The 14,376-nt window shown below is 64.6% G+C and carries 13 protein-coding genes and 2 tRNA genes; 11 read left to right on the top strand and 4 right to left on the bottom strand.

Annotated features, from left to right (window positions below; translation table 11 throughout):
* Positions 1-56: 56 nt before the first annotated feature.
* The 3 genes from V3596_RS07720 to V3596_RS07710 all read left to right on the top strand — a co-directional run bounded on the left by V3596_RS07720 (position 57) and on the right by V3596_RS07710 (position 3,185).
* A complete protein-coding gene (locus V3596_RS07720) occupies positions 57-1,415 on the top strand; it encodes a TolC family outer membrane protein (RefSeq protein WP_334277094.1) in 1,359 nt (452 codons plus the stop codon).
* Between the two features lie 86 nt (positions 1,416-1,501).
* Positions 1,502-2,296, top strand: coding sequence for a peroxide stress protein YaaA (yaaA, locus tag V3596_RS07715; protein ID WP_334277093.1), 795 nt, complete (start codon positions 1,502-1,504; stop codon positions 2,294-2,296).
* 34 nt (positions 2,297-2,330) lie between these two features.
* Positions 2,331-3,185 (top strand): 2OG-Fe(II) oxygenase, encoded by an 855-nt coding sequence (locus tag V3596_RS07710; RefSeq protein WP_334277092.1) that lies wholly within the window; start codon positions 2,331-2,333, stop codon positions 3,183-3,185.
* A gap of 21 nt (positions 3,186-3,206) precedes the next feature.
* Here the strand turns inward: V3596_RS07710 and V3596_RS07705 are convergent, their stop codons facing one another.
* Entirely contained in the window at positions 3,207-3,668 is a 462-nt protein-coding gene (locus V3596_RS07705; RefSeq protein ID WP_334277091.1) for an Lrp/AsnC family transcriptional regulator, read from the bottom strand.
* 99 nt (positions 3,669-3,767) lie between these two features.
* On the opposite strand from V3596_RS07705, the gene ilvB reads away from it, so the two are divergent.
* The gene (gene ilvB / locus V3596_RS07700) at positions 3,768-5,546 is read left to right on the top strand and encodes a biosynthetic-type acetolactate synthase large subunit (protein WP_334277090.1); all 1,779 of its coding nucleotides are present in this window, start codon (positions 3,768-3,770) and stop codon (positions 5,544-5,546) included.
* Between the two features lie 59 nt (positions 5,547-5,605).
* Here the strand turns inward: ilvB and efp are convergent, their stop codons facing one another.
* Together efp and earP are read right to left on the bottom strand one after the other, a co-directional pair.
* Entirely contained in the window at positions 5,606-6,160 is a 555-nt protein-coding gene (gene efp / locus V3596_RS07695) for an elongation factor P (protein WP_334277089.1), read from the bottom strand.
* A 94-nt stretch (positions 6,161-6,254) separates the two neighbouring features.
* Positions 6,255-7,298 carry an elongation factor P maturation arginine rhamnosyltransferase EarP gene (gene earP, locus V3596_RS07690; protein WP_334277088.1) on the bottom strand — a complete coding sequence of 348 codons (1,044 nt, stop codon included), beginning with the start codon at positions 7,296-7,298 and terminating at the stop codon, positions 6,255-6,257.
* A gap of 33 nt (positions 7,299-7,331) precedes the next feature.
* Between earP and uvrC the strand changes: the two genes are divergently transcribed.
* The 7 genes from uvrC to V3596_RS07655 all read left to right on the top strand — a co-directional run bounded on the left by uvrC (position 7,332) and on the right by V3596_RS07655 (position 13,490).
* Positions 7,332-9,383 (top strand): excinuclease ABC subunit UvrC, encoded by a 2,052-nt coding sequence (gene uvrC, locus V3596_RS07685; RefSeq protein ID WP_334277087.1) that lies wholly within the window; start codon positions 7,332-7,334, stop codon positions 9,381-9,383.
* An 86-nt stretch (positions 9,384-9,469) separates the two neighbouring features.
* Entirely contained in the window at positions 9,470-10,048 is a 579-nt protein-coding gene (locus V3596_RS07680; protein ID WP_334277086.1) for a hypothetical protein, read from the top strand.
* A 73-nt stretch (positions 10,049-10,121) separates the two neighbouring features.
* Complete coding sequence (gene pgsA, locus V3596_RS07675) at positions 10,122-10,688, top strand: CDP-diacylglycerol--glycerol-3-phosphate 3-phosphatidyltransferase (RefSeq protein WP_334277085.1); 567 nt, start codon at positions 10,122-10,124, stop codon at positions 10,686-10,688.
* A 210-nt stretch (positions 10,689-10,898) separates the two neighbouring features.
* A complete protein-coding gene (locus V3596_RS07670; protein ID WP_282825557.1) occupies positions 10,899-11,171 on the top strand; it encodes an HU family DNA-binding protein in 273 nt (90 codons plus the stop codon).
* Positions 11,172-11,187: 16 nt separating this feature from the next.
* Positions 11,188-11,263: transfer RNA gene (locus V3596_RS07665), tRNA-Val, on the top strand.
* A 179-nt stretch (positions 11,264-11,442) separates the two neighbouring features.
* The gene (locus V3596_RS07660) at positions 11,443-13,353 is read left to right on the top strand and encodes a SurA N-terminal domain-containing protein (RefSeq protein ID WP_334277084.1); all 1,911 of its coding nucleotides are present in this window, start codon (positions 11,443-11,445) and stop codon (positions 13,351-13,353) included.
* A gap of 61 nt (positions 13,354-13,414) precedes the next feature.
* Positions 13,415-13,490: transfer RNA gene (locus tag V3596_RS07655), tRNA-His, on the top strand.
* A 110-nt stretch (positions 13,491-13,600) separates the two neighbouring features.
* Here the strand turns inward: V3596_RS07655 and V3596_RS07650 are convergent.
* Positions 13,601-14,344, bottom strand: coding sequence for a response regulator transcription factor (locus V3596_RS07650; protein WP_334277083.1), 744 nt, complete (start codon positions 14,342-14,344; stop codon positions 13,601-13,603).
* Positions 14,345-14,376: the final 32 nt, after the last annotated feature.

Raw genomic sequence — 14,376 nt, 5'->3', positions numbered from 1 at the left:
ATCCACCGCTGTCATCCGGAAACAAGAACCGCGTCATCGTCGCGAAAAGGAAACCCATGTCTGACCACCGCGCTCCCGTCCTGCGTCAACGCTACAGCCGCCTGGCCGCTGCCATTGCCATGGGCGTCTTTGCCAGCGCTGGCGCCCAGGCGCAGAGCCTGCAGGAGCTCTACGACGCGGCCCGCGCCTATGACGCGACTTTCCTCTCTGCCCGTGCCCTGGCGGAATCGGCCGAGTACCGTGCCGCCCAGGTCGGTGCGCTGGCCAAGCCCACGGTCGGCTTAGGTGGCGGCTCCACGCTGGCGCGCAGCGAGGCACCGTCCGGCAACGGCTTGACCACGGTGACGACCACGGCCGGCGTGAAGGGCAGCTATTCGCTCTACAACCGCGGCAACGCACTGAGCATCGAGCAGTCGCTGCGCAGCCTCGATGTGGCCAAGGCCGACCTCGAGACCGCCGAGCAGGACCTGATCGTGCGCGTGGCGCAGGCCTATTTCGACGTGCTGGCTGCGCAGGACGTGCTGAACAGCACCCGAGCCAACAAGACCGGCATCGCCGAGCAACTGGCCTCGGCCAAGCGCAATTTCGAAGTCGGTACCTCCACCATCACCGACACCCGCGAAGCGCAAGCCCGCTATGACCGTTCGGTCGCGCAAGAGATCGCCGCCGAGAACGACCTGCGCGTCAAGCGCGTGGCCCTGGAGCAGATCGTCGGCCGTCCTTCTTTGGAGCCCAAGCCGCTGGCACAGCCGGTGGCCCTGCCGGCCGTGCTGCCGCTGACGCTCGACCCCTGGGTGGCGCAGGCCGATGAGCAGAACCCCAGCGTGCGCAAGGCCCGCCTGGGCCTGCAGGTGGCCCAGCTTGAAACCAAGAAGGCCCGCGCCGCCGATGGCGTGACGGTCGACATGAGCGGCTCGGTGGGCCTGTCGAATCTGCACACGAGCTTGAACGGCGCAGCCGCCGCGGCCGCCGGTTCGGGCACCTCCAAGAGTGCCAGCATCGGCGTCAGCATCAACTATCCGCTCTATACCGGTGGCGCCGTCCAGAACCGCGTGCTGGAGGCGATGAAGCTGGAAGAGAAGTCGCGCAATGACCTCGAGTACGTTCGTCGCCTGGTCAACGAGAACACCCGCCGTGGCTTCCTGGGCGTGCAATCGCTGACGGCCCAGGTGAAGGCTCTGGAAGCGGCCGAGGCCTCCAGCAAGCTGGCGCTGGAATCGACCCAGGTCGGCTACCGCGTCGGTGTGCGCGTCAACCTCGACGTGCTCAACGCCCAGACGCTGCTGTACACAACGCAAAGCGACCTTGCCAAGGCCCGCTACGACACGCTGGTGACCAGCCTGCGTCTGCGCCAGGCCGCCGGCCAGCTGCGCCCGGAAGACGTCACGGCCATCAACCAGCTGCTGGTCAAGTAAGCCCCGGCTGACCCTTGCCGCAACGCCGGCCGCCCGCAGGGGTGGCCGGCGTTTTTCATCGCCCTCTCCAAAGAGACAATCGCCCCATGCTCTACCTGCTTTCGCCGGCCAAGTCGCTGGACTATGAAACTCCCGTGCCGCCTGAAGTGGCAGCCCTGGCCACCCGGCCGCAGTTCGTCGCACAATCGCTGGAGCTGATCGAGCTGCTGCGCCAATGCAGCGTGGCCGATGTGTCGGAGATGATGGAACTCTCCGAGGCGCTGTCGCTGCTCAATGTGAAGCGCTACAAGGCCTGGCGGCCGCGCTTCACGGCCAGCAACAGCAAGCCGGCGGTGCTGGCCTTCAATGGCGACGTCTACGAGGGCCTGCAAGCGGCGAGCCTCGGCGTCGAACATCTGCAGTGGGCCCAGCAGCATCTGGCCATCCTCTCCGGCCTCTATGGCGTCTTGAGGCCGTTGGACCTGATGCAGCCCTACCGTCTGGAGATGGGCACGCGGCTCTCGAACCGCCAAGGCGGCAGCCTCTATGCCTTCTGGGGTGACCAGCTTGCCCTGCACCTGAACAAGCGTGCCACGGCGGAGACGGTGCCGGTGATCGTCAACCTCGCCTCGCAGGAGTACTTCAAGGCCGCTGACCGCAAGGCCTTGAAGCCGCGCGTCATCGACTGCCAGTTCGAAGACTGGAAGGGCGACCGCTACAAGGTGATCAGCTTCTTCGCCAAGCGTGCCCGCGGCCTGATGGCGCGCTATGCCATCGAGCAGCGCATCGACCGGCCAGAGGGCCTGAAGGACTTCGCTGTCGAGGGCTACCGCCTGGACAGCAAGGCCTCCAGTGCGGACCGCCTGCTGTTCCGTCGACGTGTTGATCTGACTGCGGGCTGAGTGGTGCAAGTTCGAGGCAGAATTTGCACCCATCATGAGCATCCAAGTCATCACCCCCGAGCTGCGCCGCTGGATCCTTGAACAGGCCGAGGCAGGCGTCAGCCCTGAGCAGACACTGGCCTCGATGCGCAACAGCGGCTGGGAAGACCCGGTCAGCATCCGCGCGCTGGAAGAGACGCTGAAGAAGTCGCTCGGTCTGACGCCCGACCAGGACCCGAGCCTGCCGCGCGGCGTGCCAGTGCCCGAGCCGGCCCTCGAAGGCATGTCCAACAAGCTATGGGCAGGCGACCGCGAGGTCGAGGTGCTGGTCGCGATGAAGCATCCGCGCGTGGTCGTATTCGGCGGCCTGTTGTCGGATGACGAATGCGATGCGATGGTGGCGCAGTCCGAGAGCCGTTTGTCGCGCTCCGAGACGGTCACACTGACCCAGGACGGCAGCGAGGTCAACTCCGCCCGCACCAGCGATGGCATGTTCTTCGACCGCGGCGAGACCGAGCTGTGCCGCCGCATTGAAACGCGCCTGGCCAAGCTTCTGCATTGGCCGCTGGAGAACGGGGAAGGCCTGCAGGTCCTGCGCTACAAGCCGGGTGCCGAATACCTGCCTCATTACGACTATTTCGATCCGCAGCACGCCAGCACCGCCACCATATTGAAGCGCGGTGGCCAGCGGGTCGGCACGGTGGTGATGTACCTCAACACCCCGGAACGCGGCGGGTCGACCATCTTTCCGGACATCGGGCTGGAGGTGTTGCCGGTCAAGGGCAATGCCGTGTTCTTCAGCTACGACCGACCGCATGCGACGACGCGCACCCTGCACGGAGGCTCGCCAGTGGTGGCTGGCGAGAAGTGGGTGGCGACCAAGTGGTTGCGCGAAGGTGTGTTCGACTGAGCCGGCAGGCCGCGCTGGGCATCAACGGCGCAGCGGCAGCAAGCTTTGCTTCAAGGCCCGCAGCACGAAGCTGCTCTTGCTGTGGCGGATGCCGGGGATCTTGTAGAGCCGTTCGCGCAGCAGGCGCTCGTAGTCTCGGGTGTCAGCCACCGCAATCCGCACGTAGTAGTCGTAGTCGCCCGAGACCAGGAAGGCCTCCATCACTTCCGGAATCTGCTCCAGTGCGCGGCCGAATTCGAACAGCGCTTCGTCCGAATGGCTGTCCAGCGTGACCTGGACGATCACCGTGTCGGCCAGCCCCACCGAGGCTGCATTCACACGCACCGAATAGCCCTCGATCACGCCGGCTTCTTCCATCCGCTTGATGCGGGCCCAGCAGGGTGAGCTGGTCAGGCCGACCTTGCCGGACAGCTCGTTGAGGCTGATGCGGGCATCTTCCTGCAGTGCATGCAGGATGTCGAGATCGAATCTGTCCAGTTTCATGCTGATGAATTCTATGTCTGAAGGAGGATTTGCTGCGATTTTGTGATAAAGCGGCAAATTCAGCAGCCTTTTCCGTGGCATTGCGGGCACAGTGCCGGCATGCAAGATTTCTTGACCCAGGCACCTGATTCCTTCGCCGCGGCGCCCGTCGTCCGCCGCCCACGGACTGAAACGGTTGGCCCCCGCAATGGCGCCGAAGCACTGGTGGCCGGGCTGCTGGCCCTTGGTGTCGACACCGTGTTCGGCTATCCCGGTGGTGCGGTGCTGCCACTCTATGACGCCCTGCATGCCGAGCCGCGGCTGCGCCATGTGCTGGTGCGGCACGAACAGGCGGCGGTCCATGCGGCCGAAGGCTATGCCCGCAGCACCGGGCGCCTGGGCGTCGTCTTCGTGACCTCCGGGCCCGGCATGAGCAATACCGTGACCGGCCTGCTCGATGCCAAGTGCGATTCGGTGCCGCTGCTGTGCATCAGTGGCCAGGTCTCGACGGCCGTGATCGGTACAGACGCCTTCCAGGAATGCGACGCCTTGGGTCTGGCCAAGCCGGTGACCAAGCATTGCGCTCAACTGCGGGACCCCAATGCGGTGGTCCTGCAGTTGCGCGCGGCCTGTGAGCTGGCCTTGGGTGGTCGTCCCGGGCCGGTGCTGCTGGACTTTCCGAAAGACGTGCAGCTGGGCCTGCTGCGGCAATGGAAGCGCCCGGAACCTTTGGCCAAACCCCAGCTGACGCAACCGGCCCCGGAGCCCGTGGCCGAGGCCCTGGCCTTGCTGGCACAGGCGCGCCGCCCGGTGTTCTATGGTGGTGGTGGCCTGATCAACTCCGGTATGCAGGCCTGCGACAGCTTCGGCCGCCTGGTGCGGGCCAGTGGGGCGCCTTGCACCTTGACGCTGCTCGGCCTGGGTGCTTTCGACTCTGAGGACCCGCAGTTCCTCGGCATGCTGGGCATGCACGGCACCTTGGAGGCGAACCTGGCCATGCATGCGGCTGACCTGATCGTCTGTGTCGGCGCGCGCTTCGATGACCGCGTGACCGGTCGGCTCGATGCCTTCTGCCCGAACGCAAAGATCATCCATCTCGACGTCGATCCGCGCTCGATCCACAAGGTACGCACGGCCGACGTTGCACTGCTGGGTGATTGCGCCGTCAGCCTGCTGGCCCTGGAGCGCGGCTGGCGCGGCAGCGATGCCGACCTGAAGCCCTGGTGGCAGCAGATTCAGCGCTGGCGTGATCAGCGCTGCCTGGACTTCGTCAACAGCAAGAAGCAGATCCTGCCGCAGGCCTTGATGAGTCGCCTGGCCGCAGCGCTGCAGGGGCGCGATGCCATCGTCGCGACCGACGTCGGCCAGCATCAGATGTGGGCGGCCCAGTACCTGCCGCCACGCCGGCCGGGCCGCTGGCTGAGTTCGGGCGGGGCCGGGACCATGGGCTATGGCTTGCCCGCCGCCATCGGCGCGCAGATCGCCAACCCGGACGACCTCGTGGTCTGCGTCAGCGGCGATGCCTCGGTGCTGATGAACATCCAGGAGCTCTCGACAGCGGTTCAGCACCGCACGCCGGTCAAGCTGGTGCTGTGCAACAACGCCCGCATGGGCATGGTGCGGCAATGGCAGCAGTTGATCCACGGCGCCCGCTACAGCCACAGCTATACCGAGGCCTTGCCCGACTTCGTGGCCTTGGCCAGGGCCTTCGGCTGGGCAGCGAGGCGGGTCGAGCGGCGCGAAGCGCTCGACGAGGCACTGGTCGAGTGCCTGGCGCATGCCGGGCCGTTCTTCCTCGATGTGGCGGTGGCCCCGGAGGAGAACTGCTTCCCGATGATGCCGGCCGGCGCGGCCCACAACGAAATCTGGCTGAGCAAGGATCGGCGCTACGCCGAGTGAGCGGGCAGAAATGAAAAAGGCACCCGAGGGTGCCTTTCTTGCATCTGCAGCAGCGCTGATTACACGCGCTTGCGGTACTCGTGCGTGCGGGTGTCGATTTCGATCTTGTCGCCTTGGGCCACGAAGATCGGCACCGGGATTTCGAAGCCGGTGGAGATCTTTGCGGGCTTGAGCACCTTGCCCGAGGTGTCGCCCTTGACGGCCGGCTCGGTCCAGGTCACTTCGCGCACCAGCGAGGTGGGCAGTTCGACCGAGATGGCCTTGCCGTCGTAGAACACCACTTCCACAGGCATCGCGTCTTCCAGATAGGAAATCGCGTCGCCCATGTTCTCGGCTTCGACTTCGAACTGGTTGTACTCGGTGTCCATGAACACATACATCGGGTCAGCGAAGTAGGTGTAGGTACATTCCTTCTTTTCCAGAATGATCTGGTCCATCTTGTCGTCGGCCTTGAAGACGACTTCGGTGCCCGAGCTGTTCAGCAGGCTCTTGAGCTTCATGCGAACGGTGGCGGCGTTGCGGCCACCGCGGCTGTATTCGGTCTTCAGCACGACCATGGGGGCGTTGCCGTGCATGATCACATTGCCGGCGCGAATTTCTTGAGCGATCTTCATAGGGGTTCCGATGTTGGGACGGTGTTGGGAGCGTTGTTGGAACGCTTCGCAGCGCGCGCCAAAGTCTCCCCACGGCGCGGCAAAGCCGGCGATTTTAGCCTGATTCGGCCCCGAAGCTCAGCAGCTGGCTGGCCAGATCGGGCTGCAAGGCCAATTCCTGCCGCCATTTCAGGGCGTGGGCCCTGGCCATCGCAGCGTCGGGCAGTGCGTTCGGCCAGGCCGCCAACCCGTTCCAGGCACGCCAGAGCTGGCGCGTGCAGGTGGCGAACTGGCTGCTCTCGCTGCCCAGGTAGAGGTCGAGAAATGCCTCCAGCTTCGGTCCATGGGCGCCGTCGTCCTGCGGATAGATCTGCCAGACGAAGGGCTTGCCCGCCCACTGGGCGCGCACAAAGGAGTCTTCACCACGCACCAGGTTGAAGTCGCTGGCCCAGAGCAGCCGGTCGAATGCGGGCTGGCTCAGGAACGGCAGGGCCTGCCAACGCAAGCCTTCGGGCAGCGTCAGTTCTGCCAGTTGCGATTGAACTGCGCCGGGGCAGGCCAGGATCAGCGTGGGCTGGTCGGCCAGCAGTGGCAGCAGCTCGGGCGCGAGTCGGTAGGCGAACAGGCTCAGCACACGCTCGCCGGGCCGACGCTCGATACCGAGCGTTGCCAACCAGGGCGGCGCATCAAACGCAGCCTGCTCGGCCGCCAGGCTGGGCTCGCGCAGCAGGCCACCGGTGCGAGCGGTAAAGCCGGGGTAGAAGAACTGCTTGCTCAAGCCAGCGCCCGGCCCGCTGAACTGTGGCGAGTGCAGGCGATGGCTGCGCTCCACGTACGACTCGGCGCTGAGGTACTCGAGATTGATCCAGCGGGGCGCCGGCTGGCGCGCGGCCATGCGGGCGACAAAGCCCGGCGGCAGATCGCAGCCGAAGCTCTCTATCACCACGTCACCCACTACCGGCTCATTCGCTGCTTCGCCCCAGGCCCGGACGGTGAGTCCGGACGGCGGCGGCCCGCCGGCCATCCAGGCCAGCGCGCTTGCGTCATCGAGCCACAGGCGGACCTCCTGGCCGCGCGCAGCCAGCTCGCGCGCCAGGCGCCAGCAGACGCCGATATCGCCGTAGTTGTCGATCACACGACAGAACAGATCCCAGTGCATGGCCGCGATTATGGTCGCGGCACAATCCCGTCCATGTCAGAGATCGATGATCAAGCAGGCCAGGACGACGGCAGCGAGGCCGCGCTGGGTGCCCAGGTGCAGGCAGAGTGGGCCGCGGAGCGGGCGGCTGTCGAGGCAGCCGAGAAGCTGCGCGTGGCCGAGGTCGAGAAGGCCGCCTTGCTGGTGCGCGAGAAGCTGCTGGCCGAGGTGGCCTCGCTGCCACTGCTGCCCGGCGTCTATCGCTACTTTGATGCACAGGACCAGGTGCTTTACGTCGGCAAGGCCAAGAGCCTGCGCAAGCGTGTCTCCAGCTATTTCCAGAAGGACCACGGCGGGACGCGCATCGGCATGATGATTGCGCGCATCGCGCGGATGGAAACGACGGTGGTGCGCACCGAATCCGAGGCGCTGCTGCTCGAGAACAACCTGATCAAGGCGCTGAACCCGCGCTTCAACATCCTTTTTCGCGACGACAAGAGCTACCCGTACCTGAAGCTCAGCGGCCATGCCTATCCGCGGGTCAGCTACTACCGTGGCTCGGTCGACAAGAGGCATCGCTATTTCGGGCCATTCCCGAGTGCCTGGGCGGTCAAGGAATCGATCCAGCTGATCCAGAAGGTCTTCAAGCTGCGCACCTGCGAAGACACGGTGTTCAACAACCGCAGCCGGCCCTGCCTGCTGTACCAGATCCGCCGCTGCACCGGGCCCTGCGTGAAGGCGTGCACTGACGATGAATACGCACGCGACGTGCGCAATGCGGAACGATTTCTGCTGGGCGAGACGCAGGAGGTGATGGATGGCCTGCAGGCGCTGATGATGGCGCATGCCGAGGCCTTGCAGTACGAGCAGGCGGCCGAGGTGCGCAACCAGATCCAGTCGCTGGCCAAGGTCCTGCAGCAGCAGGCGGTGGATGAGAACAGTGCGAGCGGCCGCGACCGAGACGTGGACATCCTCGCCGTGAAGGTGCAGGGCGGTCGCGCCTGCGTGAACCTCGCCATGGTGCGTGGCGGCCGTCACCTGGGCGACCGGGCCTACTTTCCCAAGCATGTGGACGATGGCGCGGCGGTGGCGCTGGCTGATCATGAAGAAGAGGAAGGTGCGGGTGGTGTTGCTGCGCCGCGCAGCGTGGAGCAGCAGGTGCTGGAGGCCTTCATGGCTCAGCACTACCTGGATGCCCACGTACCTTCGCTGATCGTGGTCAGCGATGCGGTTGACTCGGCATTGACCGACGCCTTGTCGATGCAAGCCGGCTACCGCGTCAACACCCAGGCCCAACCGCGTGGCCAGCGGCGCATCTGGCAGGAGATGTGTGTCAAGGGGGCCGAGCTTTCTCTGGCGCGCTTGCTGTCCGAGGAAGGCTCGCAGCAGGCCCGCACGCGAGCGCTGCTCGAGGCCTTGGACTTGAACGTGGCTGAGATAGACAAGTTCCGCATCGAATGCTTCGACATCAGCCACACGGCCGGCGAGGCGACGATGGCCTCCTGCGTGGTGTTTGAAGGCCATCAGATGCAGAGCGGCCAGTACCGCCGCTACAACATCGAAGGCATCACCGGCGGAGACGACTATGCCGCCATGCGCCAGGTGCTGACGCGCCGCTACAGCAAGCTCGCCGAAGGGGCCCAGCTGGGAACGGCGCGCCTGCCGGACCTGGTGCTGGTGGACGGCGGCAAGGGCCAGGTCTCGATGGCCCGCGAAGTGTTTGAAGAGCTGGGCCTGGACCTGGGCCTGATCGTGGGTGTCGAGAAGGGCGAGGGCCGCAAGGTCGGCCTGGAAGAGCTCGTGTTTGCCGACGGCCGCGAGAAGGTCTATCTTGGTCGCGATTCGGCAGCCCTGATGCTGGTGGCGCAGATCCGGGACGAGGCTCATCGCTTCGCCATCACCGGCATGCGCGCCAAACGCGCAGCGATACGCACGGGCGGCAGCCGGCTGGAAGATGTTGCCGGCGTCGGCCCGAAGAAGCGGGCGCAGTTGCTGCAGCGTTTTGGCGGCGTGCGTGGCGTGGCGGGTGCGAGCGTTGAGGAGCTGACCACGGTCAAAGGCGTATCACGCGAATTGGCCGAAGAAATCTACCGAGTGCTGCACTGAGGTGCAGAGCACGCGAATTGGCCGAAGAAATCTACCGCGTGCTGCACTGAAGTACAGAGCAAGAGAGTTGGCCGAGGAGATCTACCGTGTCCTGCACTGACCCCAGACAAGACCTGACCCCTTTGGCGAACTGGCCCTTGCGTGGCGCTGCCCTGCTGCTTGTGCTGCTGGCAGGCTGCTCGTCGCAAAGGCACCGACCCGCGCCACAAGCGCAGACGCCACCACCAGCCCCGGTGGCCCAGCCCGCTGCGCCCACGCAAGCCCGGCCCACACCTCCAGCCGCTCCACCGGCTGCGCCCGGGGTCGCGGCAGGCGTGAAGCTGCCGCCGCCCGCGTTCTCCCGCAACCACGATGAATTGCGGCGCCATGCTGCCCATCGCCTCATGGCGGCCAACCCGGACAAGGTGTATGCCGGCGCTTCGCCGCCGGTGCTGCTGGCCATCCCGGTGCTGGAGGTCGAACTGAACCGCGACGGCAGCATCAAGAGGATCGACGTGATCCGCCGGCCCGGCCAGGCGCTGGACACCGTGCAGATGGCCATCGACGCGTTGCATCGGGCAGCACCGTTTGGCGAGGTGGGGCACCTGTCCAGGCCCTGGAAGTTCAGCGAAACCTTCTTGTTCAACGATGAGCGACGCTTCAAGCCGCGCACGCTGGATTTCTGATTTACGCCACACCCAGGAAGAGAAGGGCTGTATCGGGCCGCTTGGCGCACCGATCTTGGGCACAATGCCGCCCATGTTCTTCACGCTGCCAACCCTGTTCACCTGGGCCCGGATCGTTGCGATCCCGCTGATCGTCGGCGTGTTCCATCTGCAGATCAGTGCAGACATGCAGAACCTGCTTGCCACGGTGCTGTTCGTGGCGGTCGCCCTGACCGACTGGCTCGACGGCTACCTAGCCCGCAAGCTCAACCAGACCTCGTCCTTCGGTGCCTTCCTGGACCCAGTGGCCGACAAGTTTCTGGTCTGCGCCTCGCTGCTGGTCCTGCTCGAGATGCATCGGGTGCCTGCCATCGTGGCCCTGGTCATCATCGGCCGCGAGATCGCCATTTCTGCCTTGCGCGAATGGATGGCTCAGATTGGTGCATCGCGCAGCGTGGCCGTCCACATGGTGGGCAAGCTCAAGACCACGGTGCAGATGGTGGCGATTCCCTTCCTGCTTTTCCACGGGCAGCTGTTCGGAATGATCGACACTCAGTCGGTCGGTACCTGGCTGATCTGGGCGGCTGTGGTGCTGACCATCTGGTCGATGGTTTATTACCTGCAGAAGGCCTTGCCCGAGATTCGCGCGAAAGTGCGTTGAGCCGCGCTGAAGTGCGCGAAATTACCGTTGGCGCCACCGGCCTCGGCGTCCCTTTGTATCAGGACTTTTACCTGCTCAGAATGGCGCATGAATGCGCATAGAATCCGTCTCCCCGCGCATCGCCTTGCTTGTCATCTTCATCGGCTGGGCCGGCGCGCGGACCAGACATGCTGTCGTGCATTTTGCGCATCCTTTTGAGGGGGTAACTTCGTGAACAAGTCCGAATTGATCGAGCACATCGCCAAGCAGGCCGACATTTCCAAGGCGGCTGCTGGGCGTGCACTCGAGGCACTGATCGGTGGCGTGAAGACCACGCTGAAGAAGAACGGCAGCGTTTCCCTGGTGGGCTTCGGCACCTTCAGCGTGACCAAGCGCGCCGCTCGTTCGGGCCGCAACCCGCGCACCGGCGACACGATCAAGATCAAGTCGGCCAAGGTTCCCAAGTTCCGTCCGGGCAAGGCACTGAAGGACGCAGTCAACTGAAACGTTTCGCGATGAAGGGTGCTTAGCTCAGTTGGTAGAGCGCTTCCCTTACACGGAAGATGTCAGCGGTTCGAGCCCGTTAGCACCCACCATTCATTGCACCCCGCCAGCTGTATTCCGGGCATGGCTACAATGGCAGCGCAGTCAAAGGCGAACCACGGTTCGCCTTTGTCATGTCTGCGGTCGGTGATTGAATCGCCTGCCGCCGTCCTTCCGCTCTGTTCCTCGCTTCCTGCACCCGATGGCCCCAGGGCCAATCAGAGGTAATTCGATGTTCGATTTCGTTCGCAAGCACACCAAGGTTCTCCAGGCTCTCCTGACGCTGCTGATCCTGCCCTCCTTTGTCTTTTTCGGTGTGCAGAGCTACAGCAGCTTCATGGACGGTAGCAATGCCGGCGTGGCCACGGTGGACGGCCAGAAGATCTCCCGTGCCGAGTTCGATGCGGCCCACCGCAACCAGACCGATCGTCTGCGTGCCCAGATGCCCAATGTGGATCTGAAGGAATTCGACACGGCCGAGGCTCGCCAGGCGACGCTGGACAACCTGATTCGCGAGCGCGTGCTGCGTGCTGCCCAGCAGCAGCAGCACCTGACGGTCACCGACGAGAAGCTGCAGGCCGCTTTCGTCGCCGACCCGCAGCTGGCCTTCCTGCGCAATCCCAATGGCTCGGTCAATCGCGCCATGCTGGCGGCTCAGGGCATGAGCGTCGAGGGCTTCATGCAGCGTCTGCGCCAGGACATGTCGCTGCGCCAGGTGATGCAGGGTGTGGGCGCCACCGGTGTGGCCAGCCAGGGCAATGCGACGCTGGCGTTCGACGCGCTGCTGCAGCAGCGTGAGGTGCAGTTCCAGCGTTTTGACGCCAAGGACTTCGCAGCGAACCTGAAGCCCACCGACGCCGAGATCGAGGCCTTCTACAAGGACCCTGCCAATGCGGCCCGCTTCCAGTTGCCGGAAAGCGCCGACATCGAATACCTGGTGCTGGACCTCGAGCAGCTGATGAAGGGCGTCAAGGCCAGCGACGAAGACCTGCGCAAGTTCTACGACGACAACCAGTCGCGCTTCTCCGTGGCCGAAGAGCGTCGCGCCAGCCACATCCTGATCAAGGCCGACAAGTCGGCGTCGGCCGCTGACCGCGCCAAGGCCAAGGCCCGCGCCGAAGAGCTGCTGGCCCAGGCCCGCAAGGCCCCGGCAACGTTCGCTGATTTGGCTCGCAAGAATTCGCAGGACGAGGGCTCGGCAGCCAATGGCGGCGACCTCGACTTCTTCGGCCGTGGCGCCATGGTCAAGCCTTTTGAAGACGCTGCCTTTGCACTGAAGCAGGGCGAGTTCAGCGACGTGGTCGAGTCCGACTTTGGCTTCCACGTGATCCAGCTGACTGGCAAGCGCGGTGGCGACAAGAAGACTTTCGAGCAGGTGCGTGCCGAAATCGAGGGTGACGTGCTCAAGCAATTGGCCCAGAAGCGCTACACCGAGGTGTCCGAGGCCTTCCGCAACACTGTCTACGAGCAGTCCGACAGCCTGAAGCCGGCCGCCGAGAAGTTCAAGCTGACGATCCAGACTGCTTCGGTGCAGCGCAAGCCGGCGGCGGGTGCGGTCGGCGTGCTGGCTTCGCAAAAGCTGCTCGATGAGATCTTCGGCAATGAGGCGCTGCGCAACAAGCGCAATACCGAGTCCGTCGAACCGATGCCCAACCAGATGGTGTCTGCTCGCGTGGTTCAGCACAATCCGGCGCGCCTGCAGTCCTTCGACCAGGTGCGCGAGCAAGCGCGTGCGCTGCTGGTCAGCAAGCTGGCGCAGGAGCAAGCGGTGGCTGCCGGCAAGGCTCGCCTGGAAGCCCTGAAGAAGGATCCGGCCGACCTCAAGGGCTTTGACGAAGCCACCGTGATCTCGCGCGCCAAGCCGGGCACGATGGGCCGCAAGGTGGTGCTCGGCGTGCTGGGTGCGGACGCCAGCAAGCTGCCTGCTGATATCGGCATCGATGCCGGCGAGGGCGTGTATGTGGTGGCGCGCGTGAGCAAGCTGCTGCCGCGAGACCCGGCTGTGGTCGATGCCAAGCGTGCCGCCGAGCAATACGCCCGTGCCTGGTCGGACGCAGAGGCGATGGCCTACTACAACCATCTGAAGACCGAGTTAAAGGTCAAGGTCAGCGCCCCTGTCGCGGCCTCGGCAGCGACCAAGTAAAAATTGTTTGCGCGATTGCTCCAGTCACTGGAAATATCGCGCTACAATGCGAGGCTCAGCGGTGGTTGTAGCTCAGTTGGTAGAGTCCAGGATTGTGATTCCTGTTGTCGTGGGTTCGAGCCCCATCAGCCACCCCAAGAAGTAGAAAGAAAAGGCCGTTGCGAAAGCAACGGCCTTTTTCATTGACGCTTCAGGATCCTTGCTTCAAGAATCAAGCGGCTTCAGTTTCAACTTCAGCGGCCTGCGTTCAGACCAGCCCCTGCTTGCTTGCCAGCACCGCAGCTTCGGCGCGGCTCGACACATTGAGCTTCTTGTAGATCGACTTGATGTGGTCGTTGACGGTGAACCACTTGATGCCCATCAGGTTTGCGATTTCCTTGATCGTGAAGCCCTTGCTGAGATAGGTCAGCACTTCGTTCTCGCGCGGCGTCAGGCGCTCCCATTCGGGCGGCGGATCCAGCGCCACCGAGCGGCTGTTGGCCGGCGGCGCGTTGAAGGTGAGTGGGCCGAAACCGGAGTTCAGGCCCATGGGGCCGCTGTCCCCAGTTGAGCCAGGCCGGAAGTGAGAAAGCAGGCGGCGCGCGATGGCCGGCGAGAGCGGCGGCTGGCCACGCACGATGCGCTGCAGCTCTTCCACGAGCACTTCGAATCGGTCTTCCTTCAGCAGGTAGCCGTCGGCGCCGCATTGCAGCGCCGGGAAGAGGTGGTCGTCGTCGGAATAGAGCGTGGTGACGATCTTCACCGCCGGCATGCCTGCCAGCTCGGTCAGGAACTCCATGCCGTTGCCGTCAGGCAATTCCAGGTCCACGAGCACCAGCTTGAAGCCGCCGTCATGGCCCAGGCTGGCATTCTTTGCGACCGCGCGGCGTGCACCTTCCAGATCGCCTGCTTCGGTGATTTCCAGGGCGTCGCTGAAGCTCTCGCGCACGACTCGGCACAGGAAGCTTCGGGCAACCGGGTTGTCTTCAACAATCAGTACTTTGACGGCCATGTGCTTGAGTTCCGATCACGGGGCATCCTAGC

The sequence above is a fragment of the Roseateles microcysteis genome, assembly GCF_036880965.1.
GTDB lineage: Bacteria > Pseudomonadota > Gammaproteobacteria > Burkholderiales > Burkholderiaceae_C > JAUASW01.
Note: the sequence above shows the minus strand (reverse complement) of the source record. Positions and strands in the feature narration are given on the sequence as shown.